Source organism: Leptospira stimsonii (assembly GCF_003545885.1).
Taxonomy (GTDB): Bacteria; Spirochaetota; Leptospiria; order Leptospirales; family Leptospiraceae; genus Leptospira; species Leptospira stimsonii.
Window position 1 is genome coordinate 544,090 of the sequence record NZ_QHCT01000002.1, and the last position, 15,307, is coordinate 559,396.

Here is a 15,307-nt window from a genome sequence, read left to right on the forward strand (position 1 = left end):
TCTAACCTTCTTCCTCTCTGAGTTGATTGATCAATTCGTTCGTGACCTTGATTCCCTTTTGTTTGGGAAGCACAGGCCAACCGTATCGATTGGATCCGAACTTTTCAGACGCTTTGATCTTTGCATATTCTTCTTCCATCTTTAGATTATGCTCCAAAGCCGTAATAATGAGAACGCGCATCGAAACGCCTCGCTCGGCCGCTTTTATCTTGGCTTGTTTGTAGAGAGTGTCCGGAATTTCTAAGGTTGTTTTCACATATTTATGGTGCCGTAAATATGGATTCCCTTCAACCACTTTTTTCAAACATGCCGAATTTTTAATTTGAAATGAAAATCAGAAGAGTCGAAAAAGCGGGTAAAGAAGAACACGACGGACGTCGCGATCGGTGAGAAAAAATTTAAGTAAGAAATAGATACTATAGATACATTAGAGAAAAATAAAATACCCGATCAAAGTCAAGAGAAGTCCGAAAAGACCGATGGGCAATCCTGCCTTGATCATATCTCTGATTTCAAAGCCGCCTACGGCGTAGGCGATCGCATTCGGAGGAGTGCTCACGGGAAGAGCCATCGCAAGCGATGCGGAAAGAGCGATCCCAAGACAGACTTCCAAAAGATATTCCTGTGAACCGGGAAGAATGAGCATAGAAAGCGGAAATGCAAACGGAACCAAAAGATTTGTGGCGGCCGTGTTCGACATAAAAGTGCTCAGAAGGAGCGCTAACGTGCACAGAAGGAATAACACGTTGATTGCATATTCGGGTTTGGTAATCGGTTTTAAAATATCGGAAAACCAAAGACCCATCCCGCTCTGTTGCAGTCCCACACCGATCGCAATCCCACCAGCAATCAAAAGAAGAACGGACCATTCCAAGGAGTTGATGTCTTTTTCGTTTAAAATCCCAAAGGCAGGAAAAAGAATCAAAGGCAGTAAGGCGATCACTCCCGCCGGAATCCCGTGAAGGCTTTCGGTAAACCAAAGGATCACCGTTCCTAAAAAAATGATCGAAGTGGTTCGAAACGAATAAGACTGCGCTCCCCCTTCCGGTTCCGTAAACTCCACCGTCAATTCCAAAGAGCCGTTTTCAGGGAAAAGTTTTAATAATAAAAACCATGCAAAGAGCAGTAAAAGAACGACTAACGGTACCGCAAACATCATCCAAGTTCCGAAAGAAACCGAAATTCCTTGTTGTCTCAGGAGACTCATTGCAATGATATTTGGCGGAGATCCGATCGGAGTTCCAACTCCACCGATATTGGCCGCAAAGGGAATTCCCAATAAGAGCGCTTTGCGAAACGGCTCTTTTTCCGGTAAAATTTGAAACAATGGATAAGATAAAGCGATCATCATCGCCGTTGTCGCCGTATTGCTCATCCACATCGAGATAAACGCGGTAGTGAACATAAAACCGAGAAGAACTCTTCGACTTTTCGTCCCGAATTTACGGATCACGCGATTCGCAAGAAAACGATCCAAACCGGTTTTTACGGAGGCTTTTGCTAAAACGAAACCGCCTAAGAAAAGAATGATCGACGAATCGGCGATAGAGGAAAGAAAAACGGATACAGCCGGATTTTTTCCTTCCGTAAATTTAAACAAAGGAAGCCCAATAGGATTTGCGAAGAATAGAATTTCCAAAAATAGAATGAGAATGGAAGTCGCGTAACCGGGAATCGGCTCCAGTATCCAAAAGAGCCCTGCCAGAGTAAATATGCTTAGCATCAAGGAAACGGAAAAAGGAACCCCCAACCATAACTGAACGAGGAACAAACCGCTCAAACAAAGAAGTATAATAAGAATTGAAATCAATTTCTGTTTCATTACTGTTTCCTAATCCATCCGGTTTTCCGATCTTAACGGAAAATTAAAATCTTCAAACCCATTTCCAACCGAACTTCCAAAAAAAGCGGAACGCAGAAGTTACAAAAAGTCGAATATGCAAAAAACCTTTTTTAGCGGAATTACCGCCTTTGTGGTAAATTTTAATCTCCGGAAAATAATCTTTTCTGTTTAAACGCATCGATAAATCGAAGTCCTCAAAGTACAAAAAGAAGGATTCGTCAAAACCGCCGATTCTTTGGAGTGATTCCGTTTTAGCAAAAATAAAACAACCGCTCATCAAAGGAACTGACCTCTGAGTCAAATTCCAGTCTTTTTCTCTCAGATCGTAAGAATTCAATTTCTTTTGAAAGATTCTTCTGAGAAATGCAGGCGCGAAGGCTCTTAGGAAAAGGACAAATACAGTCGGATAGGACTTAACCAAGAATTGCATAGTATCGAAACCAGCCTCGCGCCCAAAACTCTCCCAATCAAAAACTGCCGGCACTACCGCATCGCAGGAAGGATTTTCTTTTAGATAACGAACACACAACTCGATTGTTTCCGGAATCATCTTAATATCGGGATTTAACACAAGATGAAATCTAGTTTTCGAATTTAGAATGGAACGATTGTTGGCCGCACCGTAACCCAAATTTTCGGGAAAGTGATGATATCGAAATTGAATCTTTGTTTTTTTAAGTTCTTGTCTCTCTCCCAGACTTTTCAAATATTCCGCTTCTTCCTTTCCATACAACGGTGAATTGTCGATGAGATCGACACAAAATTCCAATCTCTCCGATCCTTCTTTTGACTGATATAGGATCGATTGTAAGAGGGAATCCAGAGATACTTTCAATATATCAAGATTCGGCTTATAAATTACGAGAGAAACAGTCAGTCCTGAAATCAAAATACGATCCTTATTCAGATTCTAATTCTTCGATACGAGGTTTCTAAAAAATGAAGATTCTCGACCGGTGATTCCGTCCAAGATTCCCCAAAGAATATGACGATACGTCTGCAATATGGAATCGGATAAAAAAGGAAGAATCCAAAAACGAAGACCCGTTTTGAAAAACACCTCTATTTTAAACCGAAATGGAATATGCGACATTCTTGAGATAAGAATTCCATTTCGAAACAAAAAATACCAACGAAAAGGAGAATGAACCGAAACCGAAAATAATCCCAAAATTTGCTTGGAGCGATTTCCGATCGAATGTTTCATCCTCGCGTTACAAACGACACAATGAGTATAACCGTCGTAAGAGGCTCGAAAACACCATTCATAATCCAAATAATCGATAAAAAAATCTTCATTCACATTTCCGACTTTTTTCAAAACTTCGATCGGATAAAAACTTCCCGAAGTGATTAAGAATGAATTCTCTACGATCTCTTTGTTGCAATTTTCAAGTCCGTATATATTACGGTTTTTGATTGTATCAAAAATATTTGGACCGTAAGATCCGATCTTTTTTCCATGAATCGATCGATTTTCCTCTTTCCTTACCGTGGAAAGAAATACTTCGATCGCACTTTTTTCAAGATAACTGTCTTGATCGAACAACCAAACGTGAGAATACGAATTCCGTTCCGCGAAATCAATTCCTTTGTTCAGTGCAAAACCGAGTCCTAAGTTATTTTGGTTCTCCAAAAGAGAATTCGGATTTCGTTTTATACTGCGAATCTCTTCGATATTTTTCGAACCGTTATCGACCACGATAACCGGAACATTCTTCGCGTTTAAGTTTTGAATTAGATTGAGAGTCGAGAGGAAGTCGGGGTTAAAAGTTACGATCACCGCAATCGGAGAAAATGGGTTGGTCATACTTTTATTTTTTTCGGAAGGGAGAAAAAAGGTCCTGGTTCATCCAACGAAGAAGTTCGCTCCTGGTAACAGATGGATTCTTCTGGAAGCGATATCGTTTTAAAATCAAGCCGGGAATAGATCGTAAAAATGAGAAAGGAACGAGAAGAATTTTCGGACTCGTAAAGAAAGAATGAAAGACGATGCTTACGGAAAAGAAAAGGAAATGATGAAACAAAAACCGAATGCCGAGTGACAAAGGCATATTCTTCCAATATACGATCAATGCGTTCCGTAAACCGTAATACAAAGAAAAAGAACTTCTTTCCTTTGTGGAACCGAATCCGTGATGAAAGACTTTGATATTCGGAGTATAAAGAACTTTTTCTCCTAAGAGCCTCGCTCTAAAGCTAAGATCCACGTCTTCCATATAACAAAAGAAATCGGAATCGAAACCTCCGAGTTTTTCCCAGAGATCAGAACGGATGGCCATCGCACCGCCGCACGCGGAAAAGATTTCCGACTCTTTCAAATATTCTTCGGAAAGTTTTTGTTTATAACCCCTTCTCCAAGCGGCGCCGGATACGTGATATACATCCCCTGCTCCGTCCACCAATCCGTCTTCCCCTTCTTTCAACATAAGAAAGGAAAAGACTGAATATTCGTTTCCCTTAGAATTCAGGGTGGATTCACACTGTTTAAAAAAATTGGAATCTAATCTTGCGTCAGGGTTGATCAGAAGAATCCAATCCGCTTTTGGAGCAATCTTACTCGCTTCGTTATTTCCACCTGCAAATCCGAGATTTCGATCGTGTATATGAACGATCCTCTGATTTTTCTTTGAGATATCTGTTAGAATTTTTCCCGTTTTATCCTGCGAATGATTGTCCCATATCACCCAAGTCCAATTCGGAGGTAGCGCCATGGATCGATCCAGGGCTTGAATGTATTTTTCGGAATTGTATGTGATTGTTAGAATATTATAATATTTCATGAAAGGAACGACTTTAAAAGAAGGATCTTTTCCCTTTGGAAGGGGATCCACTCCACTTGAACGTCTTATTTTGACCGATATCCTTAAAGTCGTTTAATAAAACTTCTCGTTTAGAATCTTAATTAAATATTGACCGTAGGCGTTCTTTCTTAACGGAGCGATGAGTTCTTCCAGTTGGTTCGCATTGATAAAACCTTTTCGAAACGCGATTTCTTCCGGACAAGCCACTTTTAGCCCTTGGCGTTTTTCAATCGTCTCGATAAAAACGGACGCTTCCAAAAGTGATTCATGCGTTCCAGTATCAAGCCAAGCATATCCCCTGCCCATCACTTGTACGTCCAGACTTCCTCTTTGCAGATAAACTCGATTCACATCGGTGATTTCCAATTCTCCCCTCGGTGAGGGCTGAATCGATTTTGCAATCTCGACTACTTGATCGTCGTAAAAATACAAACCCGTCACCGCATAACTGGATTTAGGTTTTTGAGGTTTCTCTTCGATTGAAATCGCCCGGCGGTCGGAATCGAATTCTACAACGCCATAACGTTCGGGATCATGAACTGGATAAGCAAATACGGTCGATCCGGATTCTTTTTGGGAAGCCTCTCCCAGTAGCTCGGAGAGTTCGTGTCCGAAATAGATATTATCGCCTAAAATTAAAACCGAAGGATGGCCGTTTACAAATTTTTCCCCGATGAGATACGCTTGTGCAAGACCGCCCGGATCAGGTTGAACGGCGTATTCAATATCCAATCCCCAACGTTTCCCATCCCCCAAAAGTTCACGATACATCGGTGTCGCCTGAGGAGTAGAAATGATCAAGATCTCTCTGATTCCCGCCAACATCAACGTAGTGAGAGGATAATAAATCATCGGTTTATCGTAAACCGGAAGAAGTTGTTTTGAAATTACGTGAGTAACCGGATAGAGTCTTGTGCCGGATCCACCCGCGAGAATGATCCCTTTTCTATATTTCATTTAACGTGTCTCGTATTGATTTTGATAATATTCTTTATACTCGCCGGAAAGAATTTCCTTCCACCAAGATTCGTTTTCCAAATACCATTCGATCGTCTCTCTAAGCGCCGACTCAAAACTGGACTTTGGCTTCCACCCGAGTTCTTTTTCCATCTTAGAAGGATCGATCGCGTAACGAAAATCATGTCCAGGCCTATCTTTTACATACTGAATCAGCTTGGAATGTGGAGCGCCCGCAGGATGTAGTTCATCCATAATTTCGCAAATGGAATGAACGATCTCTATGTTCTTTTTTTCGTTTCTGGTTCCTATATTGTATGTTTCACCCGGAACTCCATGAAAAAGAGCGGAGCGCAGAGCCGAACAGTGATCCTTAACATATAACCAATCTCTAATATTCTTTCCGTCACCATATACCGGTAAAGGTTTTCCATGAAGGCAATTCAAAATCATCAGTGGAATCAGTTTTTCCGGGAAGTGATACGGACCGTAGTTATTGGAACAGTTGGTTGTGACAACGGGCATCCTGTATGTGTGAAAGTAGGAACGAACGATATGATCGGAACCGGCCTTGGAAGCGGAGTAAGGAGAATTCGGCGCGTAAGGAGTTTCTTCGGTAAAAAATCCTGTTTCGCCTAACGTCCCGAAAACTTCATCCGTGGAAACGTGCAAAAATTTCTTTCCTTCGAATTGGTCCTTCCATTGAAGGCGGGCCGCGTCCAAGAGATAGAATGTTCCTAGGACATTCGTTTTAATAAATTCTTCCGGTCCTAAGATCGAACGGTCCACATGACTTTCAGCGGCAAAATGAGCGACAAAATCAAAGTGGTGTTTTTCGAAGATGGAAAGAACCTCTTCTTTAACCGCGATATCGGCTTTGATAAAAGTAAAACGAGAATCGTTCTTCCATCGGTCCAAACTTTTCAAATTTCCCGCGTACGTAAGTTTGTCTAAGACAAAAACGTGATATTCCTTCGTATCTTCCAAAATCTGATGAACGAAGTTGGAACCGATAAAGCCGGCTCCTCCAGTGACTAAAATGTTTTTCATGCTCTATTTCCAGAACTCGCCGCGATCTCTTTGAGACAAAGTTCTAAGTCTTCTCTCCAATGAGGAATCGGGCCGAATCTATTTCTTGTTTCTTCCAAATCTAAAATCGAATAACGCGGTCTAGGCGCCGGAGTAGGATAACTTTCCGTAGGGATCGGGAAAATCGGTTTTGCTTCATTTACGAGACATTGGGAATGGGCTAAGTCTCGAACGGAAACTGCAAAATCAAACCAGCTCGCGATTCCGGAATTTGAAAAATGAATCGTCTGCGGGAAGGTTTGTCCCTTAAGAGTTTCTTGAATTAAGAATATTATAAAGTCCGCAAGTCTTCCCGCCCAGGTAGGTCGACCGAGTTGATCTTCAATCACCTTCAGTTCGGATCGGTTTGGATCGCCAAGAAGACGCAAGATCGTTTTAGGAAAATTACTCCCATGTGCGGAATAAACCCAACTCGTTCGTATAATATTCGCTTGCGAAGAATTTTGAAACGTCTTACGAATCCAAGTTTCGCCTTCCGCCTTTGAAGTTCCGTAGACGCCCTTCGGGGAAAGCGGAGAATTGGTCTTCCAAAAACGAATTGTATCTCCTATAGTTTCCGAGGACGCGTCAAAAACAAAATCGGTGGAAACATGGATCAGATGAATTTTTCTTTTAAGACATTCTTCCGCGATTTTTTTAACCGCTAAGGAATTGATTTGAAACGCGACTTCTTTTTCCGTCTCAGCCTTGTCCACTGCAGTATAAGCCCCACAATGAACAAAAAACTTCGGATTCTGAGAAAGAATCGATTCGATCGCGTTTAAATCGCAAAGGTCCAATTCTTCCCGTCCAAATCCTCTCGAAGATAGACCGCTGGACTCGAATCTTTTCGATAATTCCCAGCCTAGCTGACCGTTTTTACCTGAGTATAATATCATATTCTAATATACGAATGGAGTTTGAAAATCGGAAAGAAACGGAGTTTCCTGATCTCTTTTGGAAATGATAAAATCGAAATCAGGCAACCAGGTCTTCCAAGGAATTCCAATAGCAGGATCTTCCCATCGGATTCCGATTTCCTTCTGAGGATTGTATTCTTGCGTTACTTTGTAGAGAAAGTCAGTATTATCTTCTAACGTTATGAATCCGTGCGCAAAACCGGGTGGAACCCAGAAAATATTCTTATTCTCCTCTGATAGATCCGCGGAAATCCATTGTCCAAAAGTGGGAGAACCGTTTCGAATATCCACGATTACATCGATGACTCTCCCTCGAACGACTCGTACGAGCTTCCCTTGCTCAAAGGGAGGAATTTGAAAGTGCATTCCGCGTAGAACCCCTTTCGCTGAACGAGAATGATTGTCCTGATGAAAATCAACAGGGATATTCTCCTGCAAAAAAGTCGAAGACTTAAAGGATTCAAAGAAAAAACCTCGTTCGTCTCCGTAAACTTTCGGTTCGATTAGGACCGGACCTTCGATAGAGAATCGTTTAAATTGCATATACCTTCACTGGATCGATCGTTGAAAATTCTAAAATGGAGCGTAAGAATACCAGAGAATTTTTAATCTCGCACTTCGCGATCAAAATTTATGGATCATTCGGAAAGAAACAAAGGTTGAAAGAATACAAATCTCATAAGTAGCAGAATCTATTTGGATTTCCAGGAGCGTTTCCAAAACCAATCAAAAAATCCGTGAAACAATCCTTTGGGTAGACGATCCGCACCTACTAAATCCAAATGAGGAGAATAGAAAGAATCCGTCTCCAGACGATCCCCCCATTTTTCAAAGAGAACGTTTCGATCCACTATTGTATTAGAATTCCCAGGATGAAACTCCCTGAAACAATCACGCTTCGATTCGAGTAAGAATTCTGAAAAAGGATTGCTCACGAGTCTGAGCCCATTTTCTCTGAGACGAATTGAAAGATCCACGTCCCAATAAGAATCACTGAATGCCTCATCTAACCCTTGTATTGTTTTCCAATGAATACGGGAAATCAGAAGAACATTCTTGGAAAGAGCTGAAACATTCTTTTCGATCCATTCTCCTGACCAAATTTTTGACTTCATGGGTGAGAGTCCGTTTCCGGAAACTCCAATAAAACCTTTTTTACCAAGGATCAAGGAAGAATAAAGAAGCTCTCTCTTAGAATTTGTGACAACCGGTGAAACCGCTCCGATTCCTTCCGACTCTCCGTGCTGCAATAGCTCATAAAGCCAGTCTTCTTTTTGAAGACTGAGGATAGGATTCCAAAAAAAAATAAAATCCCCTTCCGTATCGGAGACAATACGATTGATCTCTTTGGTGTTCAGATTTCGATTCGCAGATGTATGCAAATGGATCTTCGTATTTTCAGGAAATTTCCAATTTGAAACCTGAGATTCTTCCGTCTCATTCACTCCGATCGCTATTTCAAAATTTACGTTCGAAGTTTTTTGCGTAAGCTTTATAATTTTAGAATATAGAATATCAAGTTCCAATTCTGCCCCCAGCACTACAATGAGCACCGAGTGATTTGTCTTCAGTTTCCGTAACGCGTGATACGTAAACGGATAGTGACCGGAATCGATTCGTTCTACGATTTCGTTTTTTTCCGCATAGTATTCGGAAATCGCCTTTTGCGAACTTCTTTCGCAGACTTCGGCCTTCTTTCTCGAAAAACTTTCTCCGTGAAGACGCCAAATATATAGAAAAAATGGAAGTCTCCGGATTCGATTCGTATGTCGAGATGCCCGAAGAGCGAACTCGTGATCTTGGCTCCCGTCGTATCCTTCTCGAATCCCGCCCATTTTATCTATTAGACTTTTTGCAACTACTACGAAGTGACAGATATAATTATGCGAAATCAATTTCTCCGGAGAAAAATCCGGTTTGGCGGATACGGAAAATACACCGAAAGTTTTCGACTGAAAAATCTCGTCTGAATATAAAAACTCAGGACGATTCTTCTCCGTTTGAAGGGCATCGACAATGGTGCACAGTGCATCTTTTGATAAACGGTCATCGTGATCCAGAAAGGCAACATATTCGCCCGAAGCATAATTTAACGCTTGTCTCGTCGCGATACTAATCCCACCGTTTTTTTCGGAACGATAATAACGAACTTTGGAATTTCTCTTCGCTTCCTCTTTCAAATAGATCCCTGGCTTCTCATCAGGAGACGCATCGTCGAGAAGAATCAATTCCCAATTTTCGTAACTCTGGTCTTCCACCGATTGAAACATCGCCTTCAAGTGTTTTAGCTGAGTATTGTAAACCGGAACCAGGATGCTGATCAAAGGCCGATATGAAAACAAGTCGACATCAATCTTCTTCTTTGCATATACAAAGAAGAAATACTGATATTGTCTGAATAAATAGCGAAGCTTTTGGAAAAAAAGCGCAACTCTGGAAACGAAAAAATTGAATTTTTGCATTGAAAAAAGTATAGAGAAAAAATCTAAAACGATTCTTTAGATCCTGTTGAACGCAAGATGGAAAAAGACATTAAAACTTAAATCCAACGGACAAAGCCAAGTATTTAAGAATTTTAGGAATTACGAGAGGAACAAAATCTCTCCAAGTGATAGAAGCAATCAGATCTCGTTTTGGTAGTACCCACTTGTCTTGATGATAGACCGAATGAAACCCTTCCTCTTCGAATGATCTCCATAAGAGAAACGGAGAATGAATACTCGCATATGCGGATTCCATTCCTTTGGACAATACAATAGTTGAAGAGCGGATATCAGAATTCTCCAATGCATATTTAAGCTTATCTTTTCTGAATATTGCAAGGCCCGAATGGGGATTGACCGCTTGTCGAAATTTTTTACCAAAAAACGTTTTCTGATTATATGTCCAACCGGGAACACATTTCAAATCGATGCAAAAAAGGTTACCGTGCTGATCCTTTTCCAAGCGATTTGGATGTAAGATCTCGTTGATTTCGGAATTCCGATCAAAGGCAACGATTCTATCAAAGGCTTCTTTTTCTAAAAGAATATCGTCTTCGATATTGATGAAATAATCATAATCTTCGATGAATTCACCCATCTTTAACAAGCTAGCATACATAATATCCGTCGGTTTATCAATCGTATTCTCAAAATCAAAATCCAAATGCACCAGAGACTTTCCCTGATACCCGCAAATCTTTATATCCACCGAATCGCTTAAGGTTTTTAAGGAACGAATCGTAGTTCGTAAATGTAGTTTTCGTTCTTCTATTTTTTTTAAAATTTTCGGAGATAACCTTTCCGTATCGACCGTAGATCTCCCTTTAAAAAAAGGATTCTTCCCATAAAAGTGATTAATAAAAACGAGAATTTTCAATTGAGTCGTTCACCTATTAAGAAATTGAAAAAACTTTCTTATGAGAGATCTCAGAAAGGAAATATTGCGAAAGAAGTTTAGAATTTGGGGTAAATAAAAATAGGAAAAAACTCGATAATCCTTCCTCATTTCATGATATTGCGCTAAAAGATTCAAGGTCGCAGGGGACAAATGATCGTTTCTCATTCGAGCTCTTTCGTCCTCCAGAAGTTTTTCATTCTTTGGATTCGAACCAAAGCCAAACGTATTAAATTGACTGATCGGTCTTTTAGAAATGTATCGCCATGAAGAAGCACCCACTCCGATTGCCTTTAGAAAAAAATCCACGTCCGCGGCGATTTTATAGGAAGTATCGTACATTCCAAATTTCTTAAATAATGATCTACGAATAAAGGTAACGCAGTGCCAAAGAACCCCGTAAGATAAAAAGTATAAATCCAAGTCTTCGGGGCTCTTTCCGTATACGACGTTCCCACTCCCGGAATCAATCAACATATCCCCGTAGAGAAAATCCTCTCTTGGATCTTTCGAGAAAACGTCTTTTAAAACATTCGAGTCGACAAAGAAATCACCTGAATTGAGGAATAAACAATATTCCCCCTTTGAAGCTAAGATTCCTTTATTTTGTCCGTCGTAAATTCCCTTATCCTTCTCGCTTACCCAATGGGAAATTTTATCCTTGTATTTCTTAATGACATCGACACTCCCATCCTTAGAGCCTGCGTCTATAATGACATGTTCATATTGGTCGAAATCTTGGTTTCGAACGGAAAGAATTGTCTTCTCGAGACCTTCTCGATCATTAAAATTGATTGTGATAATAGATACTTTCGGTGTTTTCATTGTGATAAAAATTTTTTGTGCGGTGATCACTCGCCATCAAATCGCGGTAAGGCGAGAAAAAAGAGATCTTGAAAGATGACAGCTTTCGCTAACCAAGGAACTCCTAATAAGAAAATTGCAAACTATTCATTGAAACGGGACAATTTTAACGTCTACGGTTTTACATTCCGGAACGTTAGGCGCTTCTTTTAAGGAAGCTGGAGGAAAAAGCAAAAGAATACACGATCTCCCCTTCAGAGCTTTCGAGTCGAATGGAATAATTTTTCTCTCTAAAGATCCATCTTTTGAAATCGTTCTTAAATAGTTCAAAAGACCATTTTTAAAATCGGACTCGGCATCTACCTCCGTCACTATGAGCATCCTCTTTCGTGAATCGTCATGGTAATTCAAGAATCTCGAAAAAGAGTCAACAGGTTCAAAGTCAAAAGCCTGATTTATATAGAAAATGATGAAACGGTCCGCCTTATCTGCGAGAAAATCATTCAGAAAAGAAGTAAACTCTTGCGTCCTCTTCATATTGAATCGGGAATCCCTTTGCAGATTTGTTATACCGCTCAATGGAGTAAACGAACAGAGAAAGAAAACTAAAATCAGATTCGTAACAAAATTCTTTTCAGGATAAGGGACCTTTGCAAGGTCTAAAACTTTCGAAACAATCAAATAAACCGAAAAAACGATCGCACATTGATATCCTAAAAGTCCTGGAAAATCGTATCTGGAATTTGTCGGCCATATTCCATTATAGAAAACGAAATTTAAAAGCAAGAGCCCGAAAAAGAAGAATGGAATCAACTCCGGAAAAGAAAGAGAATACTTTTTAGACTTTATCGAATGAAAAGCGATCAGTAGGATCAAAATACCGAGCAAAATCGTACAACCGATGACTAACTCATTGTTTAAAAAAGTGAAAAAAACAGACAGCCTATCCGATGCTTTTGTACTATTACCGTAGATATCAACTTGAATCTTTCTAAAAAATAAATATAGGGAAAGCAGAATACTTCCAGCGTAAACAATTGGGACGGTCAAAACAATCTTTGAACTCCAAGTGTTCAACGCCTTTCTTTCCAAAAATAATATCACGAGAGGAATGGAAATTAAAAATAGAAAATTCTCCTTAGAACCTTCCGCGATCATTACACCGACCGCGATCGAAATATAAGTCCAAATAGAATTCGGAGATTGATTCCGATAATTAGAAATTCCGATTAGAATCAAACTTATTCCGAATACCGCATACGTTTCGCTCGTTGCCATTCGGGAAAAAATATCGGACCAATAGCGTAAAGAATAAGCCGAGAGCAAAAACAGAATGGATAAAGAAAATGAAAAATATTTCGTTAGCAGTTTTAGAATAGAAAAACTAAATAGAGCAGTGATGACTAATCGAAAAGAATACCATAAAAGCGGGTTATCTTTCCAGAGTAAAGTTTCAAATACACGAAGGAAATAATAGGAAGAACGATATCTTTGGCTGTTACCAAAGCTTCCTACTTCTGTTTGATTTAAAAGAATTTCAAAAAATTGTATCCAGTTCTGTTGTGAATTTTTTGACTTTAGAAAATAAAAAATTTCGTGATCGTCAATCAACCACCATTTTGCTTTCAGATTTGGTCCGAACAAATAGACAGAGAGACTGAGCGCGACAAAAATGCAAGCAACAAGGACCGTTTTTCGACTCCATCTAAACTGACTCTCAGCTAGATAAAGCAGTAAGAAAAAACCAAGAAAAGCAAATTGGTAAGGACTCCAGAGAAACTCTTTCGTTAACAGATTCACTTTTTACAGACCGACCAAGTGGCAAAGGAAAAATATACTCCGAGGAACGTTTTACCCACTATCCAATCCAAGTGTGAAAGACTTCGAGCGATTCTTACGGAACCCCTATCTAAGAATGGAAATGCATCCGGATTGTAATAGAGCACATATCCTAATAATCCAGGGTAGAATTGATCCAAAATTTGAAATCTAGCTTGTTTCAAGAGTCGATTGTATTCTTTTAACTCGAATCCTCTTTCTGAGCTTTCTTCAAACAATGCGTTCTTTTTATAAATCCTTTCTCTCACCCACTTAAATAGAAAATTATTATGCGTCGGTTCTAAATTGATAAAGAGCCCACCCTTTTTTAGGCTAGCATAAATTTTCGCCAGCGCAACATCGACGTTATCCGGAACGTGATGAAGACCTCCAAGAAGAATTACGATATCATATTTTTCTTTCTCATTAAACTTTAAGATGTCCTGGTGAAATACCCGAGTCATCGCGCCATTTTCTTTTTTACAAGCGATCACCATTTCATCCGAATAATCGAAGCCTTCAAACTGTATCAGAGGAAATTTCCCTTTCAGAAAAGTAGATCCTTCGCCCAGTCCGCACATAGCCTCGAGTCCGGTTAATTTCTTCTCTTTATCGATTTTATTCGAAAGAGAGCTAAGCAAACGATCCCACCAAACCTTCTTGTAAGCCAAATGGTTTGCGCCGGACCTAGCCTTATTATAATTATCTTTAATTTTATTAAAATGTTCTCGTTGAATCTCGGATTTATCTAAAGTTGATTTCATAAATTCGAATCCTTAATGATATAATTGGGGCGGTTTTTTGTCTGAAGAAACATTTTCCCAATATATTCCCCTAAAATTCCGAGGACGATCAATTGAACTCCACCCATAAACAAGACACTTACCAAAACGGAAGTCCAGCCCGATACCGCTTTATCAGAAGTGAAGAATATTATAATGGCATAAAGTGCATAGATCCCCGAAAACAAGGAAAAAACCACACCCGCGATCGTCGCAAGATGCAATGGTTTTACGCTAAAGGAAGTGATTCCGTCTAACGCGAATAAAAACATCCGCTTCAGACTATATTTACTTTTACCCCAGATTCGTTTTTCAGGTTGATATTCTAGAAAACTCTTTTGAAAACCGATTCCAGTAACCATCCCTCGAATAAAAAGATTTCTTTCTTCAAATTTTTTTAAAACGTTCACGACTTTTTTATCCAGGAGTCGGAAGTCCGCCGCACCTTGATCGATGTTTAACCCGGAAAGACCGTTCAAAAGGGAATAAAATATTTTTGCAGTTACCTTTTTAAATAGACCAACGTTCTCATTGTCTAAGCGTTTTGTATAAACGATATCATTCCCTTCTTCCCATTTTTGAATTAGGGCTGGAATTAATTCCGGTGGGTGTTGTAGATCTGCGTCCAAAGAAATAACACAATCAGCGTCAGAATGATCAAGACCAGCCTTCAGAGCAATCTGGTGACCGAAATTTTTGGAAAAGGATAAAAACCGAATCCTTGAATTTTGTGCAGATAATTTTCGTATTTCACCCAATGTTCCGTCCGAGCTACCGTCATCCACAAAGATGATTCGATAATCGTACCTCTCCGGTATTACCGCCTCTAGACGATCATGAAGCGCTCTTACATTGCCTTCTTCATTGAAGGAAGGAATCACGATATCGATGATCTTTTTTTTCTTTTTCATAATCCTGTTAAAACTAATGTAT

At 39.8% G+C, this 15,307-nt stretch carries 15 protein-coding genes; all 15 read right to left on the reverse strand.

Annotated features, from left to right (window positions below):
• Position 1: 1 nt before the first annotated feature.
• The 15 genes from DLM75_RS10720 to DLM75_RS10790 all read right to left on the reverse strand — a co-directional run bounded on the left by DLM75_RS10720 (position 2) and on the right by DLM75_RS10790 (position 15,285).
• Entirely contained in the window at positions 2 to 256 is a 255-nt protein-coding gene (locus DLM75_RS10720; RefSeq protein ID WP_118968477.1) for an antitoxin, read from the reverse strand.
• A gap of 171 nt (positions 257 to 427) precedes the next feature.
• Positions 428 to 1,822 (reverse strand): DASS family sodium-coupled anion symporter, encoded by a 1,395-nt coding sequence (locus DLM75_RS10725; RefSeq protein WP_118968478.1) that lies wholly within the window; start codon positions 1,820 to 1,822, stop codon positions 428 to 430.
• Between the two features lie 52 nt (positions 1,823 to 1,874).
• On the reverse strand, positions 1,875 to 2,732 hold the full coding sequence (locus tag DLM75_RS10730) for a glycosyltransferase (protein ID WP_118968479.1): 858 nt from the start codon (positions 2,730 to 2,732) through the stop codon (positions 1,875 to 1,877).
• Positions 2,733 to 2,753: 21 nt separating this feature from the next.
• Entirely contained in the window at positions 2,754 to 3,653 is a 900-nt protein-coding gene (locus DLM75_RS10735; protein WP_118968480.1) for a glycosyltransferase family 2 protein, read from the reverse strand.
• 4 nt (positions 3,654 to 3,657) lie between these two features.
• Complete coding sequence (locus tag DLM75_RS10740) at positions 3,658 to 4,626, reverse strand: glycosyltransferase family 2 protein (protein WP_118968481.1); 969 nt, start codon at positions 4,624 to 4,626, stop codon at positions 3,658 to 3,660.
• Positions 4,627 to 4,719: 93 nt separating this feature from the next.
• Positions 4,720 to 5,604 (reverse strand): glucose-1-phosphate thymidylyltransferase RfbA, encoded by an 885-nt coding sequence (gene rfbA / locus DLM75_RS10745; protein WP_118968482.1) that lies wholly within the window; start codon positions 5,602 to 5,604, stop codon positions 4,720 to 4,722.
• Entirely contained in the window at positions 5,605 to 6,654 is a 1,050-nt protein-coding gene (rfbB, locus tag DLM75_RS10750; RefSeq protein ID WP_118968483.1) for a dTDP-glucose 4,6-dehydratase, read from the reverse strand. It lies immediately after the preceding gene.
• Positions 6,651 to 7,571: a dTDP-4-dehydrorhamnose reductase gene (rfbD, locus tag DLM75_RS10755; protein ID WP_118968484.1), complete on the reverse strand. Its 921-nt coding sequence runs from the start codon at positions 7,569 to 7,571 to the stop codon at positions 6,651 to 6,653. The genes rfbB and rfbD overlap by 4 nt, the downstream gene beginning before the upstream one ends.
• A gap of 3 nt (positions 7,572 to 7,574) precedes the next feature.
• The gene (gene rfbC / locus DLM75_RS10760; protein ID WP_118968485.1) at positions 7,575 to 8,135 is read right to left on the reverse strand and encodes a dTDP-4-dehydrorhamnose 3,5-epimerase; all 561 of its coding nucleotides are present in this window, start codon (positions 8,133 to 8,135) and stop codon (positions 7,575 to 7,577) included.
• 149 nt (positions 8,136 to 8,284) lie between these two features.
• Entirely contained in the window at positions 8,285 to 10,054 is a 1,770-nt protein-coding gene (locus DLM75_RS10765; RefSeq protein ID WP_118968486.1) for a glycosyltransferase family 2 protein, read from the reverse strand.
• A 70-nt stretch (positions 10,055 to 10,124) separates the two neighbouring features.
• A complete protein-coding gene (locus tag DLM75_RS10770) occupies positions 10,125 to 10,952 on the reverse strand; it encodes a hypothetical protein (protein ID WP_118968487.1) in 828 nt (275 codons plus the stop codon).
• Positions 10,953 to 10,961: 9 nt separating this feature from the next.
• Positions 10,962 to 11,795 carry a glycosyltransferase family 2 protein gene (locus DLM75_RS10775; RefSeq protein ID WP_241547879.1) on the reverse strand — a complete coding sequence of 278 codons (834 nt, stop codon included), beginning with the start codon at positions 11,793 to 11,795 and terminating at the stop codon, positions 10,962 to 10,964.
• Between the two features lie 126 nt (positions 11,796 to 11,921).
• On the reverse strand, positions 11,922 to 13,052 hold the full coding sequence (locus DLM75_RS10780) for a hypothetical protein (RefSeq protein WP_147456624.1): 1,131 nt from the start codon (positions 13,050 to 13,052) through the stop codon (positions 11,922 to 11,924).
• 518 nt (positions 13,053 to 13,570) lie between these two features.
• Complete coding sequence (locus tag DLM75_RS10785; RefSeq protein ID WP_118968489.1) at positions 13,571 to 14,356, reverse strand: class I SAM-dependent methyltransferase; 786 nt, start codon at positions 14,354 to 14,356, stop codon at positions 13,571 to 13,573.
• On the reverse strand, positions 14,353 to 15,285 hold the full coding sequence (locus DLM75_RS10790) for a glycosyltransferase family 2 protein (RefSeq protein WP_118968490.1): 933 nt from the start codon (positions 15,283 to 15,285) through the stop codon (positions 14,353 to 14,355). Before DLM75_RS10790 ends, DLM75_RS10785 begins: the two co-directional genes overlap by 4 nt.
• Positions 15,286 to 15,307 lie beyond the last annotated feature (22 nt).